Consider the following 22,848-nt stretch of genomic DNA (forward strand, 5'->3'; position numbering starts at 1 on the left):
CTTGATTGAGATCAAGATTTTTTTAAGCGTGTAAATGTTTCAGGAGTCATCCGTAAATACGATGCAATATATTTCCCCGGAACAATTTGAAACAATTTAGGGTTACGTTTCAAGACCCTTAAATAACGTTCTTTGGGAGATGATGTCAACAAATCCAGTTCTCGTTCTCCCTGATCCAGTATTACACCATTCATCAGGTCCTGCCATAATTTTTGATGCGCAGAATTACTTTCTAAAAACTGTACAAAATTTGATTTTTTAATCACACGAACTTTACTCTTTTTGATCGCCTTTATCCCAAAATCAGATGGCTTTTCAGAGATATAAGAATCTAAGGCTGAAATAAAATTTCCATTATAAGCAAACCGAAATGTGATTTCCTCTTCTTCTCGTTCTAAGATAATTCTTAGACTTCCTTCCTCAATAAAGTAAACGTTGGTGTCTTTGGTTCCTGGTACTTTTAAATATCCATTTCGTAAGACCGTAATGTCTTTCTCCCAGATATCAATAGGATACTGATCTATTCTTAATTTAAGCTCAGCAAATAGATCCATAAATCATGAATTCAGGTGGGTGATTTATTTCATAAATCGCAATAAAAATGCAGGTAGGTATTTCATTGCCAGCCTTTGACCCAATGATTTTCCTTCCTCTCTAAAAGTCTCTTTAATGCTTTCAGGTTGAAGATTCATTTGCACTTGAATCAAACTGGCTTTAAACTCTAATTGCTTTAACTGCATTTCATATTTCTTTTCCAATTTCAAACGATTCAGGTCTTCCACGGACTTAATCTCAGAAATCAGTTTAACTCTTCGCTTCATCATATCGCATCCGGTTTTGATGTTTCATTTTTTTCATCATCCGATGAATCTAATCCTAAATCATGTGCAGTTTCTTCTACTGCTTCAGTTAGCGCTGCAATAATTGGATTTAAAATCCATTGTACTCTGTTTCGCCACAAAATCCAACCACCAATGCCATATAACACAGCCACAATTAAATAACCAATTGAAATATGTGCCAACAGTTCACCTAAAAACTCAGCCAATGCAAACGAGCCAAAAAAGATGACCATAAATACAGTAAATCCCGCTATCGCTGATGAAATCGATTTAGATAGTAAGAACACCAGCTTATCAAATGCAACGATTTGATAATAGTCCAAATGGGCATTTACCAAATCAATAATCTTGTTGGCAGCATCTTTTATGGACTCCGATATTTTAAGAAATGACATACGAATAATTTAAATCACTGATCTTCATTGATCAAAATGAATTTACTCCTGAAAAATACTCAGAGTTATTAAGCCATATTCTCTTTTAACGCTTCTGTAGCATCCTCTAACCTGGATTTTACATCAGCTGCTTTGTCTTTTATTCCCGACTCTTCCACTTTAGTCTTCAACTCGTCAGTGAGTTCAGATACTTTTGCTTTTAGTTTTTCGATCTCCGTTTGATAGTGCTTATCCAACTCATCACCCAACTCTGAAGCTTTATTTTTAATATTTTCTCTTGTTTTCTCTCCCATTTCTGGTGCAAACAAAACTCCTGCTACAACACCTGCTGCAAATCCTGCAGTAAGGGTTACTAATAATTTACTCATATCATTCATGGTCGGTTATTTTTTAATTACACACAAATTTACGATTTAATACGAACCAATGTTCCTATCCATATTTTACTATTTGTTTAAAGAATCATAAAACAACATTATGTTGTAGATAAAATAACATCTGAGTCAAACCTCACCCAGCTTTTTAAATAAATTTGTATGCTCAAATTTCGAAAATCATGTTATCACATACAGAAGAAAATTATCTTAAAACTATTTTTTCACTTATCGAAAACAATAAAGGTACTGCCTCTACAAATGAAATAGCTGAAAAAATAAAAACTAAGGCTCCTACTGTAACAGATATGCTAAAAAGGTTATCGTCAAAAAACATGATTGTTTACAAACCTTATCAAGGAGTTCAATTTACCGATGAAGGATTACAAACCGCTGTGATTCTGGTTCGTAAGCATAGAATTTGGGAAACTTTCCTGGTTAAGAAATTAGGGTTTGGCTGGAGCGAAGTTCATGATATTGCAGAGGAATTAGAGCATGTAAAAAGTATTGAGCTTATTGATAAACTAGACGAATTCTTAGGCTTCCCCAAGCATGATCCTCATGGAGATCCAATTCCGGATTCGAAAGGACGTATGGAATACCATCAGGATGTAACCATAGCTACGTTAGGATTAAATCAATTCGGATTAATTGTAGGCTTAAAAGATACATCTCCGGATTTCTTAAACTATTTGGTAAAATCCGGTTTGACTTTGGGCCAATCTGTTGGGGTTAAGGATATCAATGACTATGATAATTCTATAGATGTATTAGTGGGTTCCAGTAATAACCTCACGATTTCAAATATCGTAGCTCAAAATATTTATATCAAAAAACTTTCGCGCTAAACATGTCGAACGATATTGTGATTAAAAATAAAAAGGCTTCACACGAATATGAATTTCTGGAAACCTTTACGTGTGGTATTGTTTTACAAGGCACCGAAATCAAATCAATTCGACAAGGCAAAGCCAGCATTATGGAGGCATATTGCCGATTTGATCGTAGTGAATTGTTTATTTATCATATGCATATTTCAGAATATGATAAGGGTGGCTTTGTAAATCATGTTCCAACACGAACAAGAAAGTTATTACTCAATAAACTGGAGCTTAAACGACTTGAAAAGAAACTTAAAGATCAGGGGTTAACCATCGTTCCAACACGACTATTTATTTCTGAAAGCGGCTATGCAAAACTCAATATCGCACTAGCGAAAGGAAAGAAACTCTTTGATAAAAGAGAGTCTTTAAAACAAGCGGATAGTAAAAGAGATATGGACCGCGCGATGAACAGGCGCTAGAACTTTAGTTCTTAAGCACCTTCACAATTTGAATTCCATCATCCGTTTGTACTCTAATCATGTACACACCATTAGGATAAATAGATAAATCCAACTCTATGGTTGATCCGGCTATTTGAGGTTGATTGATTTGTGCAACTTCATGTCCTATGTAGTCATATATAGATACAGACTGTACTTTGGAATTTCTGGATGAAATATAAAAATATCCATTCGTTGGATTTGGATACCCTGAAATGCTTACTTGATTCTTATTAACTTCCTCTAAATCTGTGATCAGATAATGCGCCATTCCCATATTAGGAATTCCATAACCATAATGGTCATTTGGAGATAAATACTTATCCGCACTTTCTTCAATTGCGTGGAATATTTCCATATTATTATAGCTTGATCTGGATTGCCATAAACAAGCTGCAGCACCCGCTAAAATAGGTCCGGAAAATGAGGTTCCATTGATAAATTGCACATCAGAGTCTCCAATAGGTTGTGGTACTCCTCCCCCCATTGCCATAACATTTGGTTTTACTCTTCCATCTGCCGAAGGACCTCTTGAACTAAAATTGGTAACCACTCTATTCGCAGAAACAGCTCCGATAGCCAAAACGCTATCTCCATCCGCAGGTGCACCAATATAATACCAGGAGCTCGCTCCGGAATTACCAGCACTATTTACCATTAACATTCCTTTAGACGCTGCAATATCCGCTCCTCTGGTAATCACTGTCGTATTTCCATCTAAATCTGCATACGTATGATCTTTTGAAGGATCGTCAAATGTGGTATAACCTAAAGAAGTATTTACAACATCCGCTCCAACACTATCTGCAAATTCAGCTCCAGCCACCCAGTTATACTCTTCAATTATATTTTCTGTAGGCGCATCTTCCGTACGAATCAACCAATAGTTGGCATCAGGTGCTGACCCAATATAAAAGCCTGGAATATTTGCTCCCATACAATCCAATACGCCCGTTCCATGGCCAGAATGTTGAGTATAATCCACCGTTTGTCCATCTACAAAATCCCAGGTTCCCATAATTTGATTGTTATTAAATAAGGGTAACAATGCTGTAGTGGTATCTGCACCATAAAATCCTGCATCCAATACCGCTATGGTCATGCCTGCTCCGGTAAATCCCAAATCATGTAAATAATCTACTCCAATCATGGTATTCTGGTGTTCCGAGATTCCATAATCTAAAGCTTCAGACCCTCCGGTTTCCAGATCTTCTGCCTTATAGGTCATTCCGGCTGTTTCCATTTTTACCGATGCAACCTCACCACCTTCTGTGATCACACTTTCAGCATTTGCCGAATCTACATATGGCAATGCCATAATCTGAGCCAATCCCACGGTATCGGTAGTTTGAATGATAATCCCATTTAACCACCTGGATTGTAACAGTACATTTACATTCGCAGCTTGCTGCACACCTTGAATGTAAGATGGGTTTACCGGAAAATCTTGAGATGTAATTGCTATACCCTGAGCATTTCGTCTATCAATTGCTTTTTGAGATAAAAACACCAAAGGGGCATTCACCGAATATGGACTGTTATTCTTGTCTGTAAAAGGAATCCAATATTTTTCAGGAGCGACCTGCCCCCAAACAGATGATATTCCACCCATCATCAACAACATACATATTCCGATATTTTTAATCTTTTTTAATCCCCAGTTCATAGTGTTCTACTTTAATCTGTTTTCCGTTTTCATCGAAATATACCCAGTCTCCATCTTTAACAGCATGTTTGTATGCACCCTTAACACTTACTTTTCCATTGGTGTAAATAATTTGCATTCCATCCATCTGTCCATCTTTGATTTCCCCTTCAGTAAGCAAATTACCTTCACTATCGTAAGTCTTTCGGTATCCGTTCTCTACACCTTTTACAAAATATGTTTCTCTTGAGATTGATCCATTCAAATTGTATACGATGTATTTTCCGTCCTTTTTACCATTAGAATACGCTTCTTGACTGGCTATAATTCCTTTTCTATCATAGAAACGCCAAATTCCTTCCTTTTGTTGGTTCACATAGTAACCATATGCTGCTTTTTTTCCATTGGAATGATAATGCGTAGCCATAACGGTGTCCGGAGTAATGTACTCCAGGATGGAAGAAATAGTTCCTTCTTTATCGTAATATTTAAACTTCCCATATGGTATATTATCCTTAAACTGACCCTTATAGTGAATTTTCCCACTTGGTCTTTTCTTTTCCCAATAGCCTTGTTTACGACCTTCTTTATCGGTCACATTCGTTTGAGAAAACACTTGAGAACTTACGAGTACAGCAAGTAAAAAAAAGCTAGCTTTTAAGAATGGAAATACTAATTTATTTTTCATAGATTTAACTATTTCAAAAATTAATCGTAAAACGAATTATCGAATGCAGAATACAAATCCTGTCCCAAAATAATTCTCTTCCAACCAGCCATGATAAATCCTAAACCATAGCTTAGTAATTGAATATAGCTCGTTATCACAGAAAGTAACCCAATTAAAAGGTTTTTATTCTGTATAGAAGAATCAATAAAAATAGTTGTTATATGAATCAGCGGGAAAATCAATAAATATTTGGAATAGAAAATACTCCCTAAAAGAACGGTCAACAAACCCATAAAAAAAACCGAAGGCGCAAAATGAACCAATTTCAGCGATGATGGATAGAGTTTATATAAATTAATTCGTGCAATACCCGAATTATAAATCTGTTTGTAAAACTGTCTTAAATTCGTTCTTCTTTTATGATACACATATGCATCTTTGAACAACCTGGTTTGAAAACCATTACCCAGAATTCGAATACTCATATCTATGTCCTCCCCAAAACGCATTTTCGAAAACCCACTAGTTTTATTGAACACGTCTCTCGAGTATCCCATATTAAAACTTCTTGGGTAAAATTTATCCAATTTCTCCCCTCCGCCCCGAATACCTCCGGTGGTAAAAAAAGAAGTCATTGAATAATTAATCGCCTTTTGTAAACTGGTAAAATCAGCATGAGCGGCATCCGGACCTCCGAATGCATCTACATAATTACTAGTCAATTGCTCAGATACAATTTCAAAATACTTTTTAGGAATAACACAATCTGAATCCAGGAAAATAGCATAATTACCTTCAGCTTTTTCAAATCCGTAATTTCTACTTTGACCGGGTCCAGAATTTTTTTTATAGAAATATCTAATATCCAGAACATCTTTAAATTGTTCTACAATATTATCAGACTTGATTTTCGAACCATCTTCGACAATAATTATTTCGAATCCTTTTTTTGTTTGTTCGCTGAGGCTTTGCAATAGTTCGTTTACCTCATCGGGTCTATTAAAAACTGGAACAATAATTGAAATATTCAAATCCATTTTCCTTTACAAACTATTAATCATTATTTGTGATTTTCTCTATTTGATATTTGTTTCGATCGCTTGACGATCTGGAAATCATTTCGCCTAAGAATCCAGCTAAAAACATCTGAGTTCCCATAATCATCATCGCTAAAGCTATGTAAAAATAAGCACTGTCCGTCACCAATCTTAACGGTTCGTGGATAAACAAATAATATAGTTTTTCCGCTCCAAGAAAAGTAGCCAAAACAAAACCCACGAAAAACATAAAAGTCCCAATAAAACCAAAAAAGTGCATTGGTTTTTTGCTGTACTTGGTCACGAATGAAATAGATAATAAATCTAAAAAACCATTGATAAATCGTTCCAATCCGAATTTGGTTACCCCATATTTTCTGGGATAGTGTTTTACCACTTTTTCTCCAATCTTAGTGAAACCACTTCTTTTAGCTATCACCGGGATATAACGATGCATTTCACCATATACCTCAATGGAGCGGACTACCTGTCCTCTATACGATTTCAATCCGCAGTTAAAATCATTCAATTCGATTCCTGACAACTTACGTGTTGCCCAGTTAAACAACTTGGTTGGAATCGTTTTTGAAATAGGATCATGACGCTCTTTTTTCCAACCGGAAATTAAGTCATACCCATCTTTCATAATGAGATCATACAATTCAGGAATTTCATCCGGGCTATCTTGTAAATCTGCATCCATGGTCATCACCACATCTCCCTTCGTCTCCTGAAAACCTACATGTAAAGCACCGGATTTACCGTAATTTCTTCTAAACTTAATTCCCTTAATGTTCTTATTCGAACTACAAATGGATTCTACAATACTCCAGGAAGTATCCGTACTCCCATCATCTACAAACAAAACCTCGTAGCTAAAGTTGTTGGCATCCATTACTCTGGCAATCCAATCTGCCAGTTCTTGTAGTGATTCTTCTTCGTTGTAAAGAGGAATAACCACTGATATATCTAATGTACTCGATTTATTCATGTAAGTTAATCGAATCTTCGTGGAATGGATTCGGATTTTCTTTTTTGGTAATTGCTGCACCAATCAATGCACCTATGGTTCCCATGGCTACCATAGTTACATATGTTTGTATGAAACCACCTATTGTGTAATTGTCATGGATATCTTCTCTAACGGTACCCATTTCATTATAAGTCTCTTCTAAAACCTCTTCCGGCACATCAAAACTTTCCATCATTGACATGGTTTTCTCAATCGTGGCCTCAGCCATTTTTCCTGGAAGTTCCGGATCAATTACTGTACCTAGCAGGTGATTGAATAACAAGTATAAAAACGTACCCAAAGCATATATTACCATAAGCGATTTAAATCCTTCGCTTAAAGTCATGTATCCACCTCTTGCCTTTCTCACCTGGGTTCCCATAAAAATCATAATTGCCAAACTAAAGACCAAAGAGAATCCGATATTCCAGAAACTAATCATGGTTTCTATCCCCATAACGTAAGTTACCATCATGTATACAATATTGACAACCCCGTAGATTAATCCGTTTTTGATGTAAAATTCTTTATCCAGCATCTTTAAGTCTTTTTTAGGTTTTTCAGTGCCAGCAAATATATTCAAATGCATAGAATTTATGGCTTTTGATTCACGTTATTACATAGATGGTTTCGCTTCAATTTCAAATACTCAGATTTTCATCAAACTATTTTTTTAACTATTTCAGAAATATATTTTTGAAGCCACTTTTAAGAATATGAATTTACTTCGATTAACTTTTCTTACTCTTCTCTTATTCACCGGAATAATTGGAAACGGACAAGAGAGCCTGGATGAAAAAGCCTCTTTAAATAGTCCAATTTCTTTTAGGTTGAATTATGGGCACGCCAGTGTAATTGCCACCAATGATTTTTTAAGAACGGAAAACAAAAATGGAACTCCAATCACCGAAGCAAGAAATATTACGGGAGAAATTCTATTTCAAACAGTTGGAAAAAAAGACTGGCATCAATTAAACAGTTTCCCTAAATATGGTTTTGGAGTCCAGTATATGTGGTTTCCGCAAACAGATGAAATTGGAACTCCTCTATCCATTTATGCATTAATGGAAGGCCCCATACACCGATGGAAAAATGCACAATTGGATTGGGCATTTCATTTTGGGATGAGCGTGGGATGGAATCCTTTTGATTCAATTTCCAACCCCTATAACGTTTTATTAGGGTCTACAGCATCCATCTATGCACATTTAGGTGTTTTGTATCATCAACGAATTACCGATAGATTTGGATTAGAAGCAAGCCTGGGATTAAGTCATTCAAGTAATGGAGCCCTTAAAATGCCCAACTTTGGAATTAATATTTTAGACCCCAGAATTGCAGTGACGTATAGTTTGAGTAAGGAACGTCCTCAGTTCATATCCAAAAAATTATCGGAATTTAAACCTTCAAATGAAATCTCATTGACCTACGCCATGGGCTCCAAACAAATTGATGTATCCGGATCTGACCCTCAATATCAACAACAATTTGGTAAAATGAGTTTTACGGTGTATAACTTCGTTCTGGCATATCAAAGACAAATATCCCGAAGATCAAAAATCGGTGCAGGAATCGATTTTACCGTTGATCCATCCGATAATGTTCATGGATTGGCTTATGGTGATGAGAATGCTGCCTTCCCTGTACCTTTTAGCGAACAAGCTAAACTGGCTTTGGTTTTGTCTTACGAATACAATATCGATAAATTCTCACTACTCTTACAACCGGGCTTTTACTTTTACCGAACCACGCATGATCCTACTCCATTCTTTTATCAAAGAATTGGTGGACGGTATATGCTTTACAAAGGCTTATATGCCGGAGTTTCTCTAAGAGCCGTGAACTTTGGTCAGGCAGATTGGATTGAATTTAACTTCGGATATAAAGTTAAATTCTAAACCTTTAGGTTTTGATAATTCTTTATATTTATCGATCATTATTACTATACTTAATGAAATTTAAAAAAGTTTTACTCTGGTTTCTCGGTATCCTGATTCTTGCCCTGGGAATAGGTTTGGGTTATTTGTACTTCAATGCACAACAAATTGCACAAAACATTATCCGAAATAAGATCATTAAAAGCTATAATGAAAGTCCTGAAACCAAATACCTTTTATCTTTAGAAAGTATTAAACTTAATCTTATGGATGGCTCCATCCGACTCATCAATATCGATGCAACTCCCAAGGATAACCTGGTAACATTTGAACGAAATCTTGATGGAAAAACCATCGCAAATACGAGTATCAATGTACACATTGATGAAATAGCGCTACTTGGATTTGATTACATGAAAGCGCTAAATGAGCGCAACATCAGTATTGATGAATTTGAAATCAATCAACCGATTATCGATGTCTATCAATACGAAGGTGTCCCGGATGAAAATACAGCACAACAAGATACTATTGATTTGAGGAGTATTTTCTTAACTAATTACGACACTTTTAGGATTAAGGAGATTCACCTGGGAGATATGCGCATGACATTTTACAAATTGAATGAGCAGTTCGATACTCTGAATCAAATCAAACTAGAGCAAATAGATTATCGAATTACCAACGTTACGGCCAACAAAAAAACACTTTATAGCTCTTATTATTTTGAATTTGAGGATTACTTCATTCATACCGGGAATGTAATAGCTGATATTAAAAACAATCCGCATTTAAGTCTCAAATCGGTTGACTATGATAGTGAAAAGGAACATTTAACCATTGAAGACTTTGAGCTTAAACCCAGAGTTACACCTACCGCATTTTGGAGGGGTAGAAAATACAAAAAGGCCTGGCTACAGTTGAATGTAAATAAAATCCAAATGGATAGTTTGAACATTAAAGACTGGTTGGCAAATGAAGAAATTGATATTTCAAATTTAAAAGTCGAGAAACCTAAACTTTTGGTTTTTACCAACTCCACACTTGAGTTTCACCCTAACGATAATAAACCCATGCTGGGAGATATCATCAAATCATTACCGATACCTATACATGTAGATGAAGCGGATATCACAGATGCACATATTGAGTTGGACATCATTGGAAAAAACACGACCCAACACGGTAAACTCATGTTCCATAACATGAATATTATGGCTTACAATGTGACCAACATTCCACAAAAAATCGATCAAAATAAGAACCTGGACATCCTGGTCAATACAAAATTGAACAACACCGGAAACATTCATTCCAAACTCAAAATTGATCTGGCCAGTAAAGAAAGCACCACCAAATTTGATGTAAATGCTAAAAATCTGGATTTAAAGAAATTCACTTCTATCCTGAAACCTATTCTTAGAATCAGTATTCTGGATGGTAAAATGGTTTCTTTAAAAATAAATAGCACGCTTGATATCCATGGTGGCCAGGGACAGATGGATGCCCATTATCGTGATTTAAAACTTCAGTTAGAATCTAAAGAACTTTCCAAGAACCCTGGTTTCTTTAACAAAGTTGTTTCGGATTTAGCTAATGGTATCCTTAAAACCCAGAATATTCCCGGGGATAAATTTTACCATCAAGGGAACTTTGAATTCACTAAAAGCAAGCACGATGCGTTCTTTAAGATGCTCTGGTTAACCACTCTATATGGTCTGGAAGACTCTGTATTTGGTAGTGAAAGTAGAGATCAACGCAGAATCAAACAAGAGCAACGTAAGAAAAAGAACAAAGACAAATGGTGGAAGAGCGCTATACTGTAATTCCTACAGGACAGTGATCTGACCCCATTACTTCATTCATTATGTAGGAGTCTTTTACGTTAGAAAAATAGGCTTCTGAAACTAAAAAATAATCCAATCGCCAGCCGATGTTTTTCTGTCTGGCTCCACCTCTATAACTCCACCAGGAATATTTCACTTCTTCAGGATATAACTTTCTGAAAGTATCTACCAACCCCGAATTGATATAATTTGACATCCCATCAATTTCTATTTGTGTATATCCGGCAGATTTATTGTAATTCGGTTTTGGTCTGGCAATATCAATTTCCTGATGACAGACATTCATATCACCGCAAAAGATGACTGGTTTCTTTGCTTCCAAAGCTTTTAAATAAGCCAGCATATCCACGTCCCATTGTTGGCGGTAATCCAAACGTTTTAATCCCTGGCCTGAATTCGGCACATAAGAATTCACCACATAAAAATCTTCAAATTCTGCAGTAATCGTTCTTCCTTCCTGATCATGTTCTTCAACTCCTATTCCATTTGCAACGGAAATTGGTTTTACTTTAGAGACAATGGCAGTTCCAGAATACCCTTTTCTTTCTGCTTCATTGGCGACCACGTGTAAATTTAATGGCGCTAAAACTTCCTCTACCTGATGAACCTGTGCTTTAGTTTCCTGAAAACAAACAATGTCAGCGTCAAATCCTTCTACAATTTCTAATAGTCCTTTTTTAGCTACAGCACGAATGCCATTTACGTTCCATGATACCAATTTCATATGCGTTGATTTAATCTTATTCGACTCCCAAAATTAACTTTCTATTCCAATAAGGAATACCTGTTCCAATGAATTTTACTGAGCTCTTTCCAATTCAAATACGACTTTATTATCTGCTAATAACACCATCTCATCGTCCGATACAAAGCTATACGCCAGGGATACACCTGATATATTCTTTGCCAGTTTTTCTTCAAGGTCCATGTGCTTATCACACATCATCAATGTTGTAATCGTATTTTTATTGAAGTGTAAAATATTCTTATCCAAGACATAACCTCCTCCCATGGAATTACAGCTAATCCGAGCGCCTACTCTATCATTTTTGCTATCGAAAGTGAGGGTTCCGTAATTTCCATTATTGGTTTTCCCCATCTTTTTTCCATTCATTTTACGAATCCACCATTTACCATTTAATCTCGGGTCTTCCACATAAACCCCACAACCATTTTGCCCTGATTCTGATTCACTATTGGTGCGCGTGACACTCACTCTAAATGGTCGGGTGATTCCTTCAAACTGATCTCTACAGTCTGCTTTTACAAAATCAATAATAATCTTATTCCCCAATGAATCTATCCCGGTATAGGTTACTTGATTGGAATCAAATGTGGTCATCAAATGATAAGTAACCGGTTCACTCAATCGAATATCCGAATATATCATATCATCATTCTCCAATTTGACTTTCCACTCCGGGTTATGCCCAACAGCCTCAAAACTTTCTCTGTAGCTCTGAAACATATACTGACTCGATTCAAATCCCTTTTCATCCGGACCATATGTCCAGCCCACCGTTTTGTTCACACATGCTTTTCGATTACATGATGTAAAACCTAAAATCACAACGAGTATCCATAAAACTTGATTTCCATTCATAAGCATAAAATAAAAAGGCCTGCGTATAGCAGGCCAATCTAACATATTATCATGGAAGTTTAAAACTCCGTTCAAACTTTACATCTTTAATTCTGCTGGAACTTCTCCGGTAAGCGCATTTAAGAAAACTTCAATTTGAGCCACCTCAGTATCGGTCAAATCTTTATTCAACTGCAATTTCCCCATGATTTGAATCGCTTTTGCCAAATCATCCACGCTTCCATCATGAAAGTATGGTGCAGTTTTAGCCACATTCAATAACGATGGTGTTTTAAACATGTATTTATCCGCTTCATTTTGGGTCACTTCAAATCTTCCTTCATCTTGTTTTTCACTTCCGGTTAGCGCCCAGTAATCTCCATAAACGCCAAACTTCTGATACATATTTCCACCCAGCGTTGCAGATGAATGACAAGTCACACAACCTACAGAAATAAACGTTTCCATACCAGCAACTTCTTCATCGGTTAAGGCTGCATCATCACCATGCATAAACTGATCAAACCTACTTTTAGTGATTAATTTACGTTCAAATGCCCCAATCGCTTTTTTCATGTTTTCGTAGGTAATCGCTTCCGCATCTTCCGGGAATGCTGCATCAAACATATCGATATACTGATCTTCTTCAGACAGACGTTCTACAACCTCTGCTTCACTGCTCATTGCCATTTCTACAGGATTTAGCACTGGTCCTCCAGCCTGGGCTTCCACATCAGGTTCTCTACCATCCCAGAATTGCGCCATATGCAATGCCGCATTTAAAGTACTTGGGGAATTTCGACCACCTAAGGTTCCATCATTACCCGGTGAAAAACTAAGATTATCCACACCATAGGTATCCAGGTTATGACATGAATTACATGAAATTGTACGGTCTTTAGATAAAATCACATCGTAATACAATGCCTTACCTAATGCCACCTTTTCAGGAGTTATTGGATTCTCCGGATTCTCAGCTACATCCGGTAAAACATCAAAAAAGGTTTGTGCCTTCTTTAAAGCTTCCAAATGGCTGGTACCTGTTTGCTCGCTTTTAACTTCTTGTACCGGTTCACTTTTGGGTGTCGATACTTCTTTTTGTTCGGTATTAGATGGTTCGCAACTTACTGCTCCCAACAAGATAACTCCTAATAATAAATGATGACTTTTCATGCTGACAATTTTGTGACAAATGTAAAAGCCATCATTTAATTAAACAATTTAATTGTTTCTATATATTTATAACTAATACTAATACGACATCTCTACGATCTCTTTTGCTTCTTTAGGTCCAATCTCTTTTCGCTCTCCCATTTCTAACCAGCCCCTTTCTTCAAATCGGTTGAATACCACCTGAGAAGTTTGCTCATAGTTTTCCGCATTCTCAGAAAGTTTTGTCTTCATTCCCATTTGATGATAAAATGCAATGGTCTGTTCTATGGCTTGCTTTGCTACCTGCGCATCATCACCAGACAGTCCCCATACACGTCTACCATATTGTGCCAACTTCTCTTTCTTGTTTTCAAACTGGTGCTTGTACAAATTTGGTCCAATGATCGCCAATGTACGTGCATGATCAATCCCATGAAGCGCGGTCAATTCATGCCCAATCATATGAGTTGCCCAATCGGTTGGAACACCTTTTTGGATTAAACCATTTAAAGCCATTGTACAAGCCCACATAAAGCTAGCCGCTAAATCATAATCTTTTGGATTTTGTACAATCTTTGGCCCTACTTCAATCAGTGTCTGCAAGATCCCTTCAGAAAATCTATCCTGGATGTAGGCATTGTGTGGATATGTTAAATATTGTTCCATAACATGCACATAAGCATCAATCACTCCATTTTGCAATTGTCTTTCCGGAATGCTATAAACCACAGTTGGATCTAAAATCGAGAACTTTGGGAATAACCCTCTTCCGCCCATCACTCTTTTTTCCTGGGTAGCTGCTTTAGTAATCACTGCCCCTGAATTCATTTCCGACCCGGTAGCCGGCAAAGTCAATACAGTTCCAAATGGCATTCCGGTTAAACTTGGAATTCCCCGTGCCAAAATTTCCCATGGATCTTCTCCATCGTACACTGCCGCACCACTTAAGAATTTAGTTCCATCAATGACAGAACCACCTCCCACAGCCAACAAATAGTCTACATTTTCAGATTTAATAATCTGGTACGCTTCCATTAAAATCTCATATTCAGGATTAGCCGGGATCCCTCCAAACTCAATCACCTCATACGATTCCAATGCCTGCATCACTTGCTCGTAAATCCCATTACGTTTAATACTTCCACCTCCATACAGCATCAATACTTTAGAGTTCGCAGGGATTTCATTTTTTATATTCTCGATTTGTCCTTTTCCAAAAAGGATTTTCACCGGATTTTGAAATTCAAAATTGTTCATCTCGTCAAATTTTATCTAACAAACTTATAGAATCCTGAAATGTCATTTCAAGTGAATCAAAATTTTCACTAAAATTTCACATAGTCTACATATTTTATTTGTCTGCAATATTTATCACAAAAAGTCAGCACCAAATCGTCTCAAATTTGCAGCACAAAACAAAAGTTAAACAAAATGGAAATTGAAATAAAATTTGATCAACACGGGCGTATCGTCCCATATATGAATGGAAGTGAAATCACCATGGATGTTTCACCATTCCTAATCTTTTTGGCTACTGCCGGTATGTGTTCCGCAGTATTTGTACAAGCGTTTATGAACCAAAGAGGAATGTCTACGGACGGAGTTAAGATCATCCAACGAATGAATTACGATTACGCGACTAACAAAGTAAAAGACATCGACATTCATGTAGATTTACCGGAATCATTCCCAGAAAAATACAATACTGCTATTAAAAGAGTTGTAGACCAATGTCCGGTGAAACAACACTTGCTGGCTCCACCAACATTTAATGTAATCACCAACATCGATAAAAAGGTAGCGGTTAACTAATACTGACGCACCTAAACCAAAGAAGTCCGGCAAAACCGGACTTCTTCTTTATAATTAAAACAATGGATTTTAGAATCCGAATGCTTCTTTGACCATCGGTACCCACTTTTCCAATCTCTCTTCAGTATAATCATCCTGATTATCCTCATCTAAAGCCAGTCCCATAAAATATCCATCTCCCATATCTGCTTTAGATTCTTCAAAGTCATAATCATCGGTAGGCCATTTCACCACCAATTCTCCACCTTGATCCGTTACATATTTTCCAATGATTCCTACTCCATCGATAAAGTAATCCGCATATCCAAATTGATCTCCCAATCCAAATAACGCCACTTTTTTCCCGGTAAAATCTATAGATTGAAAAGACAATTCAAAATCGTCAAACGCACTCACCAATTGTCCATCATACCAGGTAGACAAACCAAAAATGATTTTATCATATTTGGCAATATCCTCTACTTTCACATCATAGATATCGTAAATATCTACGATATCCTCTCCCATCATTTTCTGAACTAACCCTGCAACAACTTCCGTGTTTCCAGTGTCAGAACCGTAAAACAATCCTATCTTATTCATTCGTATTTTTAATTTGATTGTTAGTTTAATTCAGCATGCAATCCATTTTGCACGGCATAAATCACTAATCCAGCTGTGTTTTTTAAACCCAATTTACTCATCAGGTTCTTTCTATGGGTTAAAACAGTATGTACAGATAAAAACATTTCTTCTGCAATCTGTTTATTAGAATATCCTTGAGCAACCAATCCAATCACTTCCAACTCTCGCTTCGACAATTTAATCCCTTCACAAGTAAACGATTTTTGAGAATTCTCTTTGTCTATGACTTCAATCACCTTTCCACAAAAGAAACGTTCGCCTTTTAAGGTATAAGTCATCGAATCTGAAATCTCCTGAAAGTCGCATGAATATAATAAGTGACCATCAATTCCATTTTTGATGTATCGCATTACACTCGTTCGCTCCGGTCTATCTGTAATTCCTATCACCTTAATATCCGGTAAAGTGTTCATGATCAGCTCCACATCACTTTCCACAATTAAAGGAGAAGAATAATTAATAAACAAAATATCCGGAGATGCGTTTACTAACATAGGAATCAGTTCTCCACTATTTTCAGCTTCACCTACAAGAGATGCTCCCGGAACCTTATGGATAACAGATTTTAAACCTTCTCGTACTAAAAAACTACTTTCGGCAATAAAAACTTTCACGACTCACTATTTAGAATAATTCTTAATAACGCAAATGTAATTTTTTTACAGATACAAACACAAAAAGAAATGATGATAAAAATCAGTTTTTAGTAGCAGGCAAAAATTTACTATTTTGCACACTCCTTAAAACGTTACATTATGTGGAAAAACGCATTTCTTTTTATCCTGATTTCCAGCTTTTTTACCTTTCAATCATGTAAAAAGTCATCTGGTGATGGCGGAACTCCTCCTACTCCGATAAACAACCATATTTCATTTAAGGTAAACCAAACTCCGGTTGAAGCAAAATTCAAAGTAATTCTTCAGGATCAGATTTTCAATGCGTATTTCGTTAAGGACCAAACCATAGAAATGCAAAGACTGGTGGAAAACGGAAATCCACAGCGTTTGATCTTTAAAGTAGAACGTATCGATTTGGAAAACATTGATTTTCCACATGTGGTAAAATACAGTTTACTTCAAACAGAATCTTCGGTTTCTGTTACTTATGTGGATGCAAACAATGTCCCATATGGTTCAAATACTTCTAACCCGGATGATTTTGTACTTACGGTAAATGGATATGACAATAAAGTACTCAATTGCTCTTTTGAAGGCTCATTATATGCTGCGGATCCAACACAAACTCCAGCGGTAATTTCGGAAGGTACTTTAAATCTGGAATTGGTCGAATATTAATTCTTCCTATACGTCTTTAACAAAAGAATATATCTTTTTCCGCTCCCACATCTTATATATAGGTTAACTTTGTCCGCTAAATTTGGAGTGACTATAGTGTTACTCACAACCATTTAAAAGGATGAAATATAAAGAAAATCTAATGGATGAAATGGGTGATGCTCATGCTTCATCTTCTTCAGAAACTCCATTGCGCGCAGACGCTTTTGACTTACAACCAAAAGAGAAGAAAGAAATTATTGAAAAGCATTTCTTTAAAATCATGGAGACCCTTGGATTGGATATGACCGATGATAGTTTGAAAGGAACGCCTCATCGGGTTTCTAAAATGTTTGTCAACGAAATCTTTAGCGGATTAGATCCTGCGAATAAGCCAAAGATGTCTACCTTCAGTAATAAGTACGATTACAACAAAATGTTGGTAGAAAAGCATATTTCAGTCAATTCTACCTGTGAACATCACTTCTTACCAATCGTTGGAAAAGCGCATGTTGCATACATTTCTACAGGTAAAGTGATTGGTTTATCAAAAATCAATCGTATCGTAGATTATTATTCCAGAAGACCTCAGGTTCAGGAGAGGCTGACTATTCAGATCATGGAAGAACTGAAAAAAGCTTTGGATACGGATTCTGTTGCGGTAATTATTGAAGCACAACATCTATGTGTTACCAGTAGAGGTATTACAGATAGAACCAGTACTACTGTAACGGTAGAATACAGTGGTGAATTCAAGAAAGAAGACATTAAAGCTGAATTCTTAAAATACATTGGAGATGGTATCAACTAAAACAAACTTTCACTTTGAAGATTTAATCATTAAAACTTTAAAGGAACGAAAAGATCTTATTGGTACTGATCCTGGTACAGATGCTTTGGTTAAATTCCTGGTGGAGATTAGAGAAAGTGCTCGAAAAAATGAAAACTATGAGGCCTATGAACACATCACGAGTGCCTTTGAAAATGAGCTTTCCATCCAATTAAAGGAAGAAACCAGAATTACGGCTTTCAAAAAATAGTCGTGAAAATGTCAAAAGAGGACATATTGGTCGATTAGTTTTGACCAGTTCTAATTTTGAACATATATTTACGCGGTTCGAAATTCACACCAATGCTACGAAGCGTATTCAAGTTTCGGACACATAAGTAATATTGTTTGTAACCATTATGGTTATAAATTCAAACGTATCAATATATTTTAATGAAAATATCTAAGTTATTTTTTGCGTCCGTTCTGACAGCAACGTTTATTTCATGTGCGCATAATGAGACTAAAGAATTATCCAAACATGAAGCTACAGTATTAGGGCGCGCGGAGTTTCAGTTTGAAAGATTAAAAGATCCTGCTACCGGTCAAATTCCGGAAAATATTAGAATGCGTGAATTGGCATTCGCATCAAGTGTTCCAAAAACTTTTTCTAAAAACGCCAGAGCCAGTGCTCAGGAGTTTATTCCTATCGGGCCAAGAAATGTGGGAGGAAGAACACGAGCTATTTCTTTTCATAAAGACAATCCCAATATCATTTTAGCCGGAGGTGTTTCCGGAGGAATGTGGCGTAGTACCGATTTCGGTCAATCTTGGGAACGTGTAACTAACTATGAAGATCAATCTGCTGTTTCTTGTGTGATTCAGGATCAAAGACCAGGTAAATCAAATGTTTTCTATTACGGTTCAGGAGAATCTGTAGGAAACTCAGCCAGTAAAAGTTTCTCTGCAAACTATTATGGTAGCGGAATGTATAAATCTGTAGACCATGGAGCTACCTGGACGCATATTGCTTCTACGGCAGCATTGGTTCAAAAACGTACAGAATGGAGCTATATCTATAATATCGCTATTGATAATTCGCGTACGGATAAAGATATTTTATATGCCGCAACTTCTAACGGTATTCGCAGAAGTGAGGATGATGGCCAAACCTGGACATTAGTTTTAGGGGGAAATTCCGGGGCAGATTATACCAATGTAGTATTGACCAGTACCGGAGTTTGTTATGCAACTATTAGCGGAACCGGAAGTTCTCCAGGTTTCTGGCGTTCGGATGATGGAACCAACTGGACCAACATTTCCCCTGCAGATCTTCCACCAAATCACCAACGTACCTTAATGGCTATTGCTCCGAGCAATGAAAACACGGTGTATTTCTATTCTGCGACACCTAACTCAGGTTCTTCTGATGTCACTTTCTGGAAGTATAGCTACGTTTCAGGTAATGGAAGTGGCGCTGGTGGCCAATGGAATAACAGAACAAATAATTTACCTCCTGTAAACGGATATAGCTTAAATACGCAAGGTTCTTATTGTATGAGTTTAGCTGTAAAGCCTGACAACGAAAACATGGTTTTCTTGGGTGGCACCAATCTTTTCCGTTCCAACAATGCTTTCTCAAACAATTCGAGTATGAGACAGTTGGGAGGGTATGATGCTGATGGGTATTCTAACTTCGATTACTATCAGGATAACCAACATCCGGATCAACAAAGTTTAGCTTTCAATCCACACAACCCGAATGAACTATTGGCGGGTACTGACGGTGGATTACACTTCACTACAAATCCTACTGGATCAAAAGTGGTATGGCAAAGCTTTAACAAAGGGTATCAAACCACACAATTTTATGGAATTGCAATTGATCACCAATTAGAAACTGAAATTGTATGTTCGGGTTATCAGGATAATGGTAGTTGGTGGACCAACTCTGCGGACACCAATACAGATTGGTTATTTACACTAGGTGCGGATGGCTCCTATTGTGCAAAGCAAAACGGACAAGACAATTATTATTTCTCTTCTCAATATGGTAACATTCGTAGAATCAAATTGAATGCGAATGGTGATGTACTTTCAAGAAGAAGCGCAAATCCTCAGGGCTTAAGTGGAGGTTACTTATTTGTACACCCATTTATCTTAGATCCTTCGGATAACAACCGTATGTACTTACCAAATGACAATACAGTTTGGAGAAATAGCAACTTAAATGCAATTGATAACAATCAGTATTTATGGACGCAAATTGCGACTCTTCCTGTAACGAATGACATTACAGCAATTGCTGCTTCTAAAAGTTCTCCGGGTATTGTTTATGTAGGAACACGTAATAGAAAGATCTATAAAATTGAAGACAATGGTTCTTCAAATGCAACCATTACAGATTTAACTACGGGTATTTCTTCCGGAACTTATACTTCTTGTATTGCGGTTGATCCGGATGATGCAGATAAGATTCTAGTTGTATACTCTAACTACAACGTTATTAGTATTTGGTACACTGAAGATGGTGGTAGCAACTGGAGTAATGTAGAAGGAAACTTAAAAGGAAATACCGATGCAGGTGTACCACCTCAATTGGATTACATTGGCGATGGACCTTCCTTCAGATGGGCTAGATTTATCAAAACCGATAATGGTTCTTCTGTATTGATTGGAACATCTATTGGTCTATTCGCTACGCCTACTCTGGATGGAGCAAATACAGAATGGATCCAACAAGCTTCTGATGTTGTAGGTAACGTGGTTATTGAGCAAATTGATTACCGTGAAAGTGATGGATTCTGTGTGGTAGGAACACATGGTGCCGGAGCTTATAAGACTTATTTTAAAAACAACTGGGATATTACTTCTGTAGAAAATGTAGAAACTGATAAATTGAATGTTTCAGTATATCCAAATCCAGTAGTTTCTAATGCATGGGTAGCATTTAATTTAGATGCTCCTGAAGAAATTAGAATTGACTTAATGAATGCAAACGGACAAATTGTTCAAACGAAATATACGCAAGGCGTAAATGGTGAAAATAAAGTTGAATTGAATTTATCTGACATGGCACAAGGTGTGTATTATGTAAGATTGAATTCTCAATATGGTAACTTTACAAAGACCATTATCAAATAAAGGCGTTATTACCTGAGAAAAGGGCGAGTTTCATTTTTGATCTCGCCCTTTTTTATGCGCTAAAGTTTAGACATAAAAAAATCCCTTAGCATTTCTGCTAAGGGATTTTTATTTGAATATGTTTAACGGATTAAACCGCTTCTCTTACTCTATCTGCAGCATCTTGCAATGTAATTGCAGACGTTACCTGAAGTCCTGAGTTATCGATCAATGCTTTTGCTTCTTCAGCATTTGTACCTTGTAAACGAACGATTACCGGAACTTTGATGTCACCGATTGATTTGTATGCATCAATTACACCTTGCGCCACACGGTCACATCTTACGATACCTCCGAAGATGTTTACCAAAATAGCCTCAATCTTAGGATCTTTCAAGATCAAACGGAAAGCTTGCTCTACTCTTTGTGCATCAGCAGTACCACCTACATCAAGGAAGTTTGCCGGATTACCACCTGACATTTTAATAATGTCCATAGTAGCCATTGCCAAACCAGCTCCGTTTACCATACAACCTACATTACCATCTAACTTCACGAAGTTCAATCCTACTTTGTCTGCTTCGTATTCCGCTGGATCTTCTTCAGTAACATCACGCATTTCAGCGATGTCTTTATGACGGTACAATGCACTGTTATCAACAGTTACCTTAGAATCTACTGCGATGATGTTATCATCACTTGTTTTTAACACCGGATTGATTTCAAATAATGAAGCATCAATACCTTCGTATGCTTTATATAATGAAGAAACGAATTTCACCATTTGCTTCATTGACTTTCCAGATAAACCTAAGTTAAAAGCGATTTTTCTAGCTTGAAAACCAGTTAAACCTACTTTAGGATCAATTTGCTCTGTAAAGATTCTTTCAGGAGTTTTTTCCGCAACAGCTTCAATATCCATACCTCCATCCGGAGAATACATTACGATATTTCTACCTGCCTGACGGTCCATCATTACAGACATGTAATATTCTTCCGGCTCAGAATCACCAGGATAATATACATCCTGCGCTACCAATACTTTGCTTACCAATTTACCCTCTTTTGAAGTTTGAGGAGTAATTAAGTTCATACCGATGATGTTACCAGCGATCTCTTTTACTTCGTCAAGAGATTTTGCCAATTTAACACCGCCACCTTTACCACGGCCACCTGCGTGAATTTGCGCTTTGATTACCCACCAGTCGGTACCAGTAGTTTTGTTTAATTCCTTCGCAGCCTCAACAGCTTCTTCAGGAGTATTTGCTACGATTCCTTCCTGGATCGCTACTCCGTAACTTTTCAAAAGGGACTTACCCTGATATTCATGCAGATTCATTGATATATCTTTAAAAAATTAGTTCAAATTTAAAGCCCCAAATGTAACATTTAATTGTAGAAAATACGGAGCTAAAAAACATCAATTTAAAAGGGCTTACTAACAATTGTTTAAACCATCTTTATTTAATTTATTCATCCTATTATTCCT

At 36.7% G+C, this 22,848-nt stretch carries 25 protein-coding genes; 9 read left to right on the plus strand and 16 right to left on the minus strand.

Going from position 1 to position 22,848, the window contains the following annotated elements; all coding sequences use genetic code 11:
- Positions 1 to 11: 11 nt before the first annotated feature.
- The 4 genes from KFE94_01750 to KFE94_01765 form a co-directional block, all read right to left on the minus strand.
- Complete coding sequence (locus tag KFE94_01750) at positions 12 to 554, minus strand: Crp/Fnr family transcriptional regulator (protein ID UTW66863.1); 543 nt, start codon at positions 552 to 554, stop codon at positions 12 to 14.
- A gap of 24 nt (positions 555 to 578) precedes the next feature.
- Entirely contained in the window at positions 579 to 824 is a 246-nt protein-coding gene (locus tag KFE94_01755) for a hypothetical protein (protein UTW66864.1), read from the minus strand.
- Entirely contained in the window at positions 821 to 1,237 is a 417-nt protein-coding gene (locus KFE94_01760; protein ID UTW66865.1) for a phage holin family protein, read from the minus strand. The genes KFE94_01755 and KFE94_01760 overlap by 4 nt, the downstream gene beginning before the upstream one ends.
- 68 nt (positions 1,238 to 1,305) lie before the next feature.
- Complete coding sequence (locus KFE94_01765) at positions 1,306 to 1,605, minus strand: YtxH domain-containing protein (protein UTW66866.1); 300 nt, start codon at positions 1,603 to 1,605, stop codon at positions 1,306 to 1,308.
- A 188-nt stretch (positions 1,606 to 1,793) separates the two neighbouring features.
- Here KFE94_01765 and KFE94_01770 point away from each other — a divergent pair, with 188 nt between their 5' ends.
- Both KFE94_01770 and smpB read left to right on the plus strand, forming a co-directional pair.
- Positions 1,794 to 2,459, plus strand: a complete 666-nt coding sequence (locus KFE94_01770; GenBank protein ID UTW66867.1) for a metal-dependent transcriptional regulator — start codon at positions 1,794 to 1,796, stop codon at positions 2,457 to 2,459.
- A 2-nt stretch (positions 2,460 to 2,461) separates the two neighbouring features.
- Positions 2,462 to 2,914, plus strand: coding sequence for an SsrA-binding protein SmpB (gene smpB, locus KFE94_01775; protein UTW66868.1), 453 nt, complete (start codon positions 2,462 to 2,464; stop codon positions 2,912 to 2,914).
- Between the two features lie 4 nt (positions 2,915 to 2,918).
- On the opposite strand, the gene KFE94_01780 is transcribed toward smpB, so the two are convergent.
- Genes KFE94_01780 through KFE94_01800 form a run of 5 tightly spaced genes read right to left on the minus strand, consistent with a single transcriptional unit; the run spans position 2,919 to position 7,882 of the window.
- Complete coding sequence (locus KFE94_01780; GenBank protein ID UTW66869.1) at positions 2,919 to 4,601, minus strand: S8 family serine peptidase; 1,683 nt, start codon at positions 4,599 to 4,601, stop codon at positions 2,919 to 2,921.
- Positions 4,576 to 5,268, minus strand: coding sequence for a toxin-antitoxin system YwqK family antitoxin (locus KFE94_01785; GenBank protein ID UTW66870.1), 693 nt, complete (start codon positions 5,266 to 5,268; stop codon positions 4,576 to 4,578). The genes KFE94_01780 and KFE94_01785 overlap by 26 nt, the downstream gene beginning before the upstream one ends.
- 20 nt (positions 5,269 to 5,288) lie before the next feature.
- Positions 5,289 to 6,281 carry a glycosyltransferase gene (locus KFE94_01790; GenBank protein ID UTW68192.1) on the minus strand — a complete coding sequence of 331 codons (993 nt, stop codon included), beginning with the start codon at positions 6,279 to 6,281 and terminating at the stop codon, positions 5,289 to 5,291.
- Between the two features lie 22 nt (positions 6,282 to 6,303).
- On the minus strand, positions 6,304 to 7,278 hold the full coding sequence (locus KFE94_01795) for a glycosyltransferase family 2 protein (GenBank protein ID UTW66871.1): 975 nt from the start codon (positions 7,276 to 7,278) through the stop codon (positions 6,304 to 6,306).
- Positions 7,271 to 7,882, minus strand: coding sequence for a DUF4199 domain-containing protein (locus KFE94_01800; GenBank protein ID UTW66872.1), 612 nt, complete (start codon positions 7,880 to 7,882; stop codon positions 7,271 to 7,273). The genes KFE94_01795 and KFE94_01800 overlap by 8 nt, the downstream gene beginning before the upstream one ends.
- Positions 7,883 to 8,015: 133 nt before the next feature.
- Between KFE94_01800 and KFE94_01805 the strand changes: the two genes are divergently transcribed.
- The gene (locus KFE94_01805) at positions 8,016 to 9,197 is read left to right on the plus strand and encodes an acyloxyacyl hydrolase (protein UTW66873.1); all 1,182 of its coding nucleotides are present in this window, start codon (positions 8,016 to 8,018) and stop codon (positions 9,195 to 9,197) included.
- Positions 9,198 to 9,250: 53 nt separating this feature from the next.
- Positions 9,251 to 11,002 (plus strand): DUF748 domain-containing protein, encoded by a 1,752-nt coding sequence (locus KFE94_01810; GenBank protein ID UTW66874.1) that lies wholly within the window; start codon positions 9,251 to 9,253, stop codon positions 11,000 to 11,002.
- Here KFE94_01810 and xth read toward each other — a convergent pair.
- From xth to KFE94_01830, 4 genes are all read right to left on the minus strand, one after another.
- Positions 10,992 to 11,747, minus strand: a complete 756-nt coding sequence (gene xth / locus KFE94_01815; protein ID UTW66875.1) for an exodeoxyribonuclease III — start codon at positions 11,745 to 11,747, stop codon at positions 10,992 to 10,994. The two genes, KFE94_01810 and xth, sit on opposite strands and share 11 nt — an antisense overlap.
- 75 nt (positions 11,748 to 11,822) lie before the next feature.
- Positions 11,823 to 12,626 carry an META domain-containing protein gene (locus KFE94_01820; protein UTW66876.1) on the minus strand — a complete coding sequence of 268 codons (804 nt, stop codon included), beginning with the start codon at positions 12,624 to 12,626 and terminating at the stop codon, positions 11,823 to 11,825.
- Positions 12,627 to 12,704: 78 nt separating this feature from the next.
- Entirely contained in the window at positions 12,705 to 13,778 is a 1,074-nt protein-coding gene (locus KFE94_01825) for a cytochrome-c peroxidase (protein UTW66877.1), read from the minus strand.
- Positions 13,779 to 13,856: 78 nt separating this feature from the next.
- Positions 13,857 to 15,014 carry an iron-containing alcohol dehydrogenase gene (locus KFE94_01830; protein UTW66878.1) on the minus strand — a complete coding sequence of 386 codons (1,158 nt, stop codon included), beginning with the start codon at positions 15,012 to 15,014 and terminating at the stop codon, positions 13,857 to 13,859.
- 174 nt (positions 15,015 to 15,188) lie between these two features.
- Between KFE94_01830 and KFE94_01835 the strand changes: the two genes are divergently transcribed.
- Complete coding sequence (locus KFE94_01835) at positions 15,189 to 15,569, plus strand: OsmC family protein (protein ID UTW66879.1); 381 nt, start codon at positions 15,189 to 15,191, stop codon at positions 15,567 to 15,569.
- A 69-nt stretch (positions 15,570 to 15,638) separates the two neighbouring features.
- Here KFE94_01835 and KFE94_01840 read toward each other — a convergent pair whose 3' ends face one another.
- Positions 15,639 to 16,151, minus strand: coding sequence for a flavodoxin (locus KFE94_01840; protein UTW66880.1), 513 nt, complete (start codon positions 16,149 to 16,151; stop codon positions 15,639 to 15,641).
- 20 nt (positions 16,152 to 16,171) lie between these two features.
- Positions 16,172 to 16,807 carry a response regulator transcription factor gene (locus tag KFE94_01845; protein ID UTW66881.1) on the minus strand — a complete coding sequence of 212 codons (636 nt, stop codon included), beginning with the start codon at positions 16,805 to 16,807 and terminating at the stop codon, positions 16,172 to 16,174.
- 141 nt (positions 16,808 to 16,948) lie between these two features.
- Between KFE94_01845 and KFE94_01850 the strand changes: the two genes are divergently transcribed.
- The 4 genes from KFE94_01850 (at position 16,949) to KFE94_01865 (ending at position 21,380) form a co-directional block, all read left to right on the plus strand.
- Positions 16,949 to 17,488 carry a hypothetical protein gene (locus KFE94_01850; protein UTW66882.1) on the plus strand — a complete coding sequence of 180 codons (540 nt, stop codon included), beginning with the start codon at positions 16,949 to 16,951 and terminating at the stop codon, positions 17,486 to 17,488.
- Between the two features lie 121 nt (positions 17,489 to 17,609).
- Positions 17,610 to 18,278 carry a GTP cyclohydrolase I FolE gene (gene folE / locus KFE94_01855; protein UTW66883.1) on the plus strand — a complete coding sequence of 223 codons (669 nt, stop codon included), beginning with the start codon at positions 17,610 to 17,612 and terminating at the stop codon, positions 18,276 to 18,278.
- On the plus strand, positions 18,265 to 18,507 hold the full coding sequence (locus KFE94_01860; protein ID UTW66884.1) for a hypothetical protein: 243 nt from the start codon (positions 18,265 to 18,267) through the stop codon (positions 18,505 to 18,507). Before folE ends, KFE94_01860 begins: the two co-directional genes overlap by 14 nt.
- Before the next feature lie 182 nt (positions 18,508 to 18,689).
- Complete coding sequence (locus tag KFE94_01865; protein UTW66885.1) at positions 18,690 to 21,380, plus strand: T9SS type A sorting domain-containing protein; 2,691 nt, start codon at positions 18,690 to 18,692, stop codon at positions 21,378 to 21,380.
- 130 nt (positions 21,381 to 21,510) lie between these two features.
- Here KFE94_01865 and sucC read toward each other — a convergent pair whose 3' ends face one another.
- Positions 21,511 to 22,698, minus strand: a complete 1,188-nt coding sequence (gene sucC / locus KFE94_01870; protein UTW66886.1) for an ADP-forming succinate--CoA ligase subunit beta — start codon at positions 22,696 to 22,698, stop codon at positions 21,511 to 21,513.
- Between the last annotated feature and the right edge of the window lie 150 nt (positions 22,699 to 22,848).

The sequence above is a fragment of the bacterium SCSIO 12643 genome (genome assembly GCA_024398135.1).
GTDB lineage: Bacteria > Bacteroidota > Bacteroidia > Flavobacteriales_G > Salibacteraceae > CAJXZP01.

What these genes read in the sequence shown, in the direction of transcription:
- KFE94_01750 (UTW66863.1), bottom strand. Translation starts at nt 554, where the DNA reads ATGGATCTATTTGCTGAGCTTAAATTAAGAATAGATCAGTATCCTATT.
- KFE94_01755 (UTW66864.1), bottom strand. Translation starts at nt 824, where the DNA reads ATGATGAAGCGAAGAGTTAAACTGATTTCTGAGATTAAGTCCGTGGAA.
- KFE94_01760 (UTW66865.1), bottom strand. Translation starts at nt 1,237, where the DNA reads ATGTCATTTCTTAAAATATCGGAGTCCATAAAAGATGCTGCCAACAAG.
- KFE94_01765 (UTW66866.1), bottom strand. Translation starts at nt 1,605, where the DNA reads ATGAGTAAATTATTAGTAACCCTTACTGCAGGATTTGCAGCAGGTGTT.
- KFE94_01770 (UTW66867.1), top strand. Translation starts at nt 1,794, where the DNA reads ATGTTATCACATACAGAAGAAAATTATCTTAAAACTATTTTTTCACTT.
- smpB (UTW66868.1), top strand. Translation starts at nt 2,462, where the DNA reads ATGTCGAACGATATTGTGATTAAAAATAAAAAGGCTTCACACGAATAT.
- KFE94_01780 (UTW66869.1), bottom strand. Translation starts at nt 4,601, where the DNA reads ATGAACTGGGGATTAAAAAAGATTAAAAATATCGGAATATGTATGTTG.
- KFE94_01785 (UTW66870.1), bottom strand. Translation starts at nt 5,268, where the DNA reads ATGAAAAATAAATTAGTATTTCCATTCTTAAAAGCTAGCTTTTTTTTA.
- KFE94_01795 (UTW66871.1), bottom strand. Translation starts at nt 7,278, where the DNA reads ATGAATAAATCGAGTACATTAGATATATCAGTGGTTATTCCTCTTTAC.
- KFE94_01805 (UTW66873.1), top strand. Translation starts at nt 8,016, where the DNA reads ATGAATTTACTTCGATTAACTTTTCTTACTCTTCTCTTATTCACCGGA.
- KFE94_01810 (UTW66874.1), top strand. Translation starts at nt 9,251, where the DNA reads ATGAAATTTAAAAAAGTTTTACTCTGGTTTCTCGGTATCCTGATTCTT.
- xth (UTW66875.1), bottom strand. Translation starts at nt 11,747, where the DNA reads ATGAAATTGGTATCATGGAACGTAAATGGCATTCGTGCTGTAGCTAAA.
- KFE94_01820 (UTW66876.1), bottom strand. Translation starts at nt 12,626, where the DNA reads ATGAATGGAAATCAAGTTTTATGGATACTCGTTGTGATTTTAGGTTTT.
- KFE94_01825 (UTW66877.1), bottom strand. Translation starts at nt 13,778, where the DNA reads ATGAAAAGTCATCATTTATTATTAGGAGTTATCTTGTTGGGAGCAGTA.
- KFE94_01830 (UTW66878.1), bottom strand. Translation starts at nt 15,014, where the DNA reads ATGAACAATTTTGAATTTCAAAATCCGGTGAAAATCCTTTTTGGAAAA.
- KFE94_01835 (UTW66879.1), top strand. Translation starts at nt 15,189, where the DNA reads ATGGAAATTGAAATAAAATTTGATCAACACGGGCGTATCGTCCCATAT.
- KFE94_01840 (UTW66880.1), bottom strand. Translation starts at nt 16,151, where the DNA reads ATGAATAAGATAGGATTGTTTTACGGTTCTGACACTGGAAACACGGAA.
- KFE94_01850 (UTW66882.1), top strand. Translation starts at nt 16,949, where the DNA reads ATGTGGAAAAACGCATTTCTTTTTATCCTGATTTCCAGCTTTTTTACC.
- folE (UTW66883.1), top strand. Translation starts at nt 17,610, where the DNA reads ATGAAATATAAAGAAAATCTAATGGATGAAATGGGTGATGCTCATGCT.
- KFE94_01860 (UTW66884.1), top strand. Translation starts at nt 18,265, where the DNA reads ATGGTATCAACTAAAACAAACTTTCACTTTGAAGATTTAATCATTAAA.
- KFE94_01865 (UTW66885.1), top strand. Translation starts at nt 18,690, where the DNA reads ATGAAAATATCTAAGTTATTTTTTGCGTCCGTTCTGACAGCAACGTTT.
- sucC (UTW66886.1), bottom strand. Translation starts at nt 22,698, where the DNA reads ATGAATCTGCATGAATATCAGGGTAAGTCCCTTTTGAAAAGTTACGGA.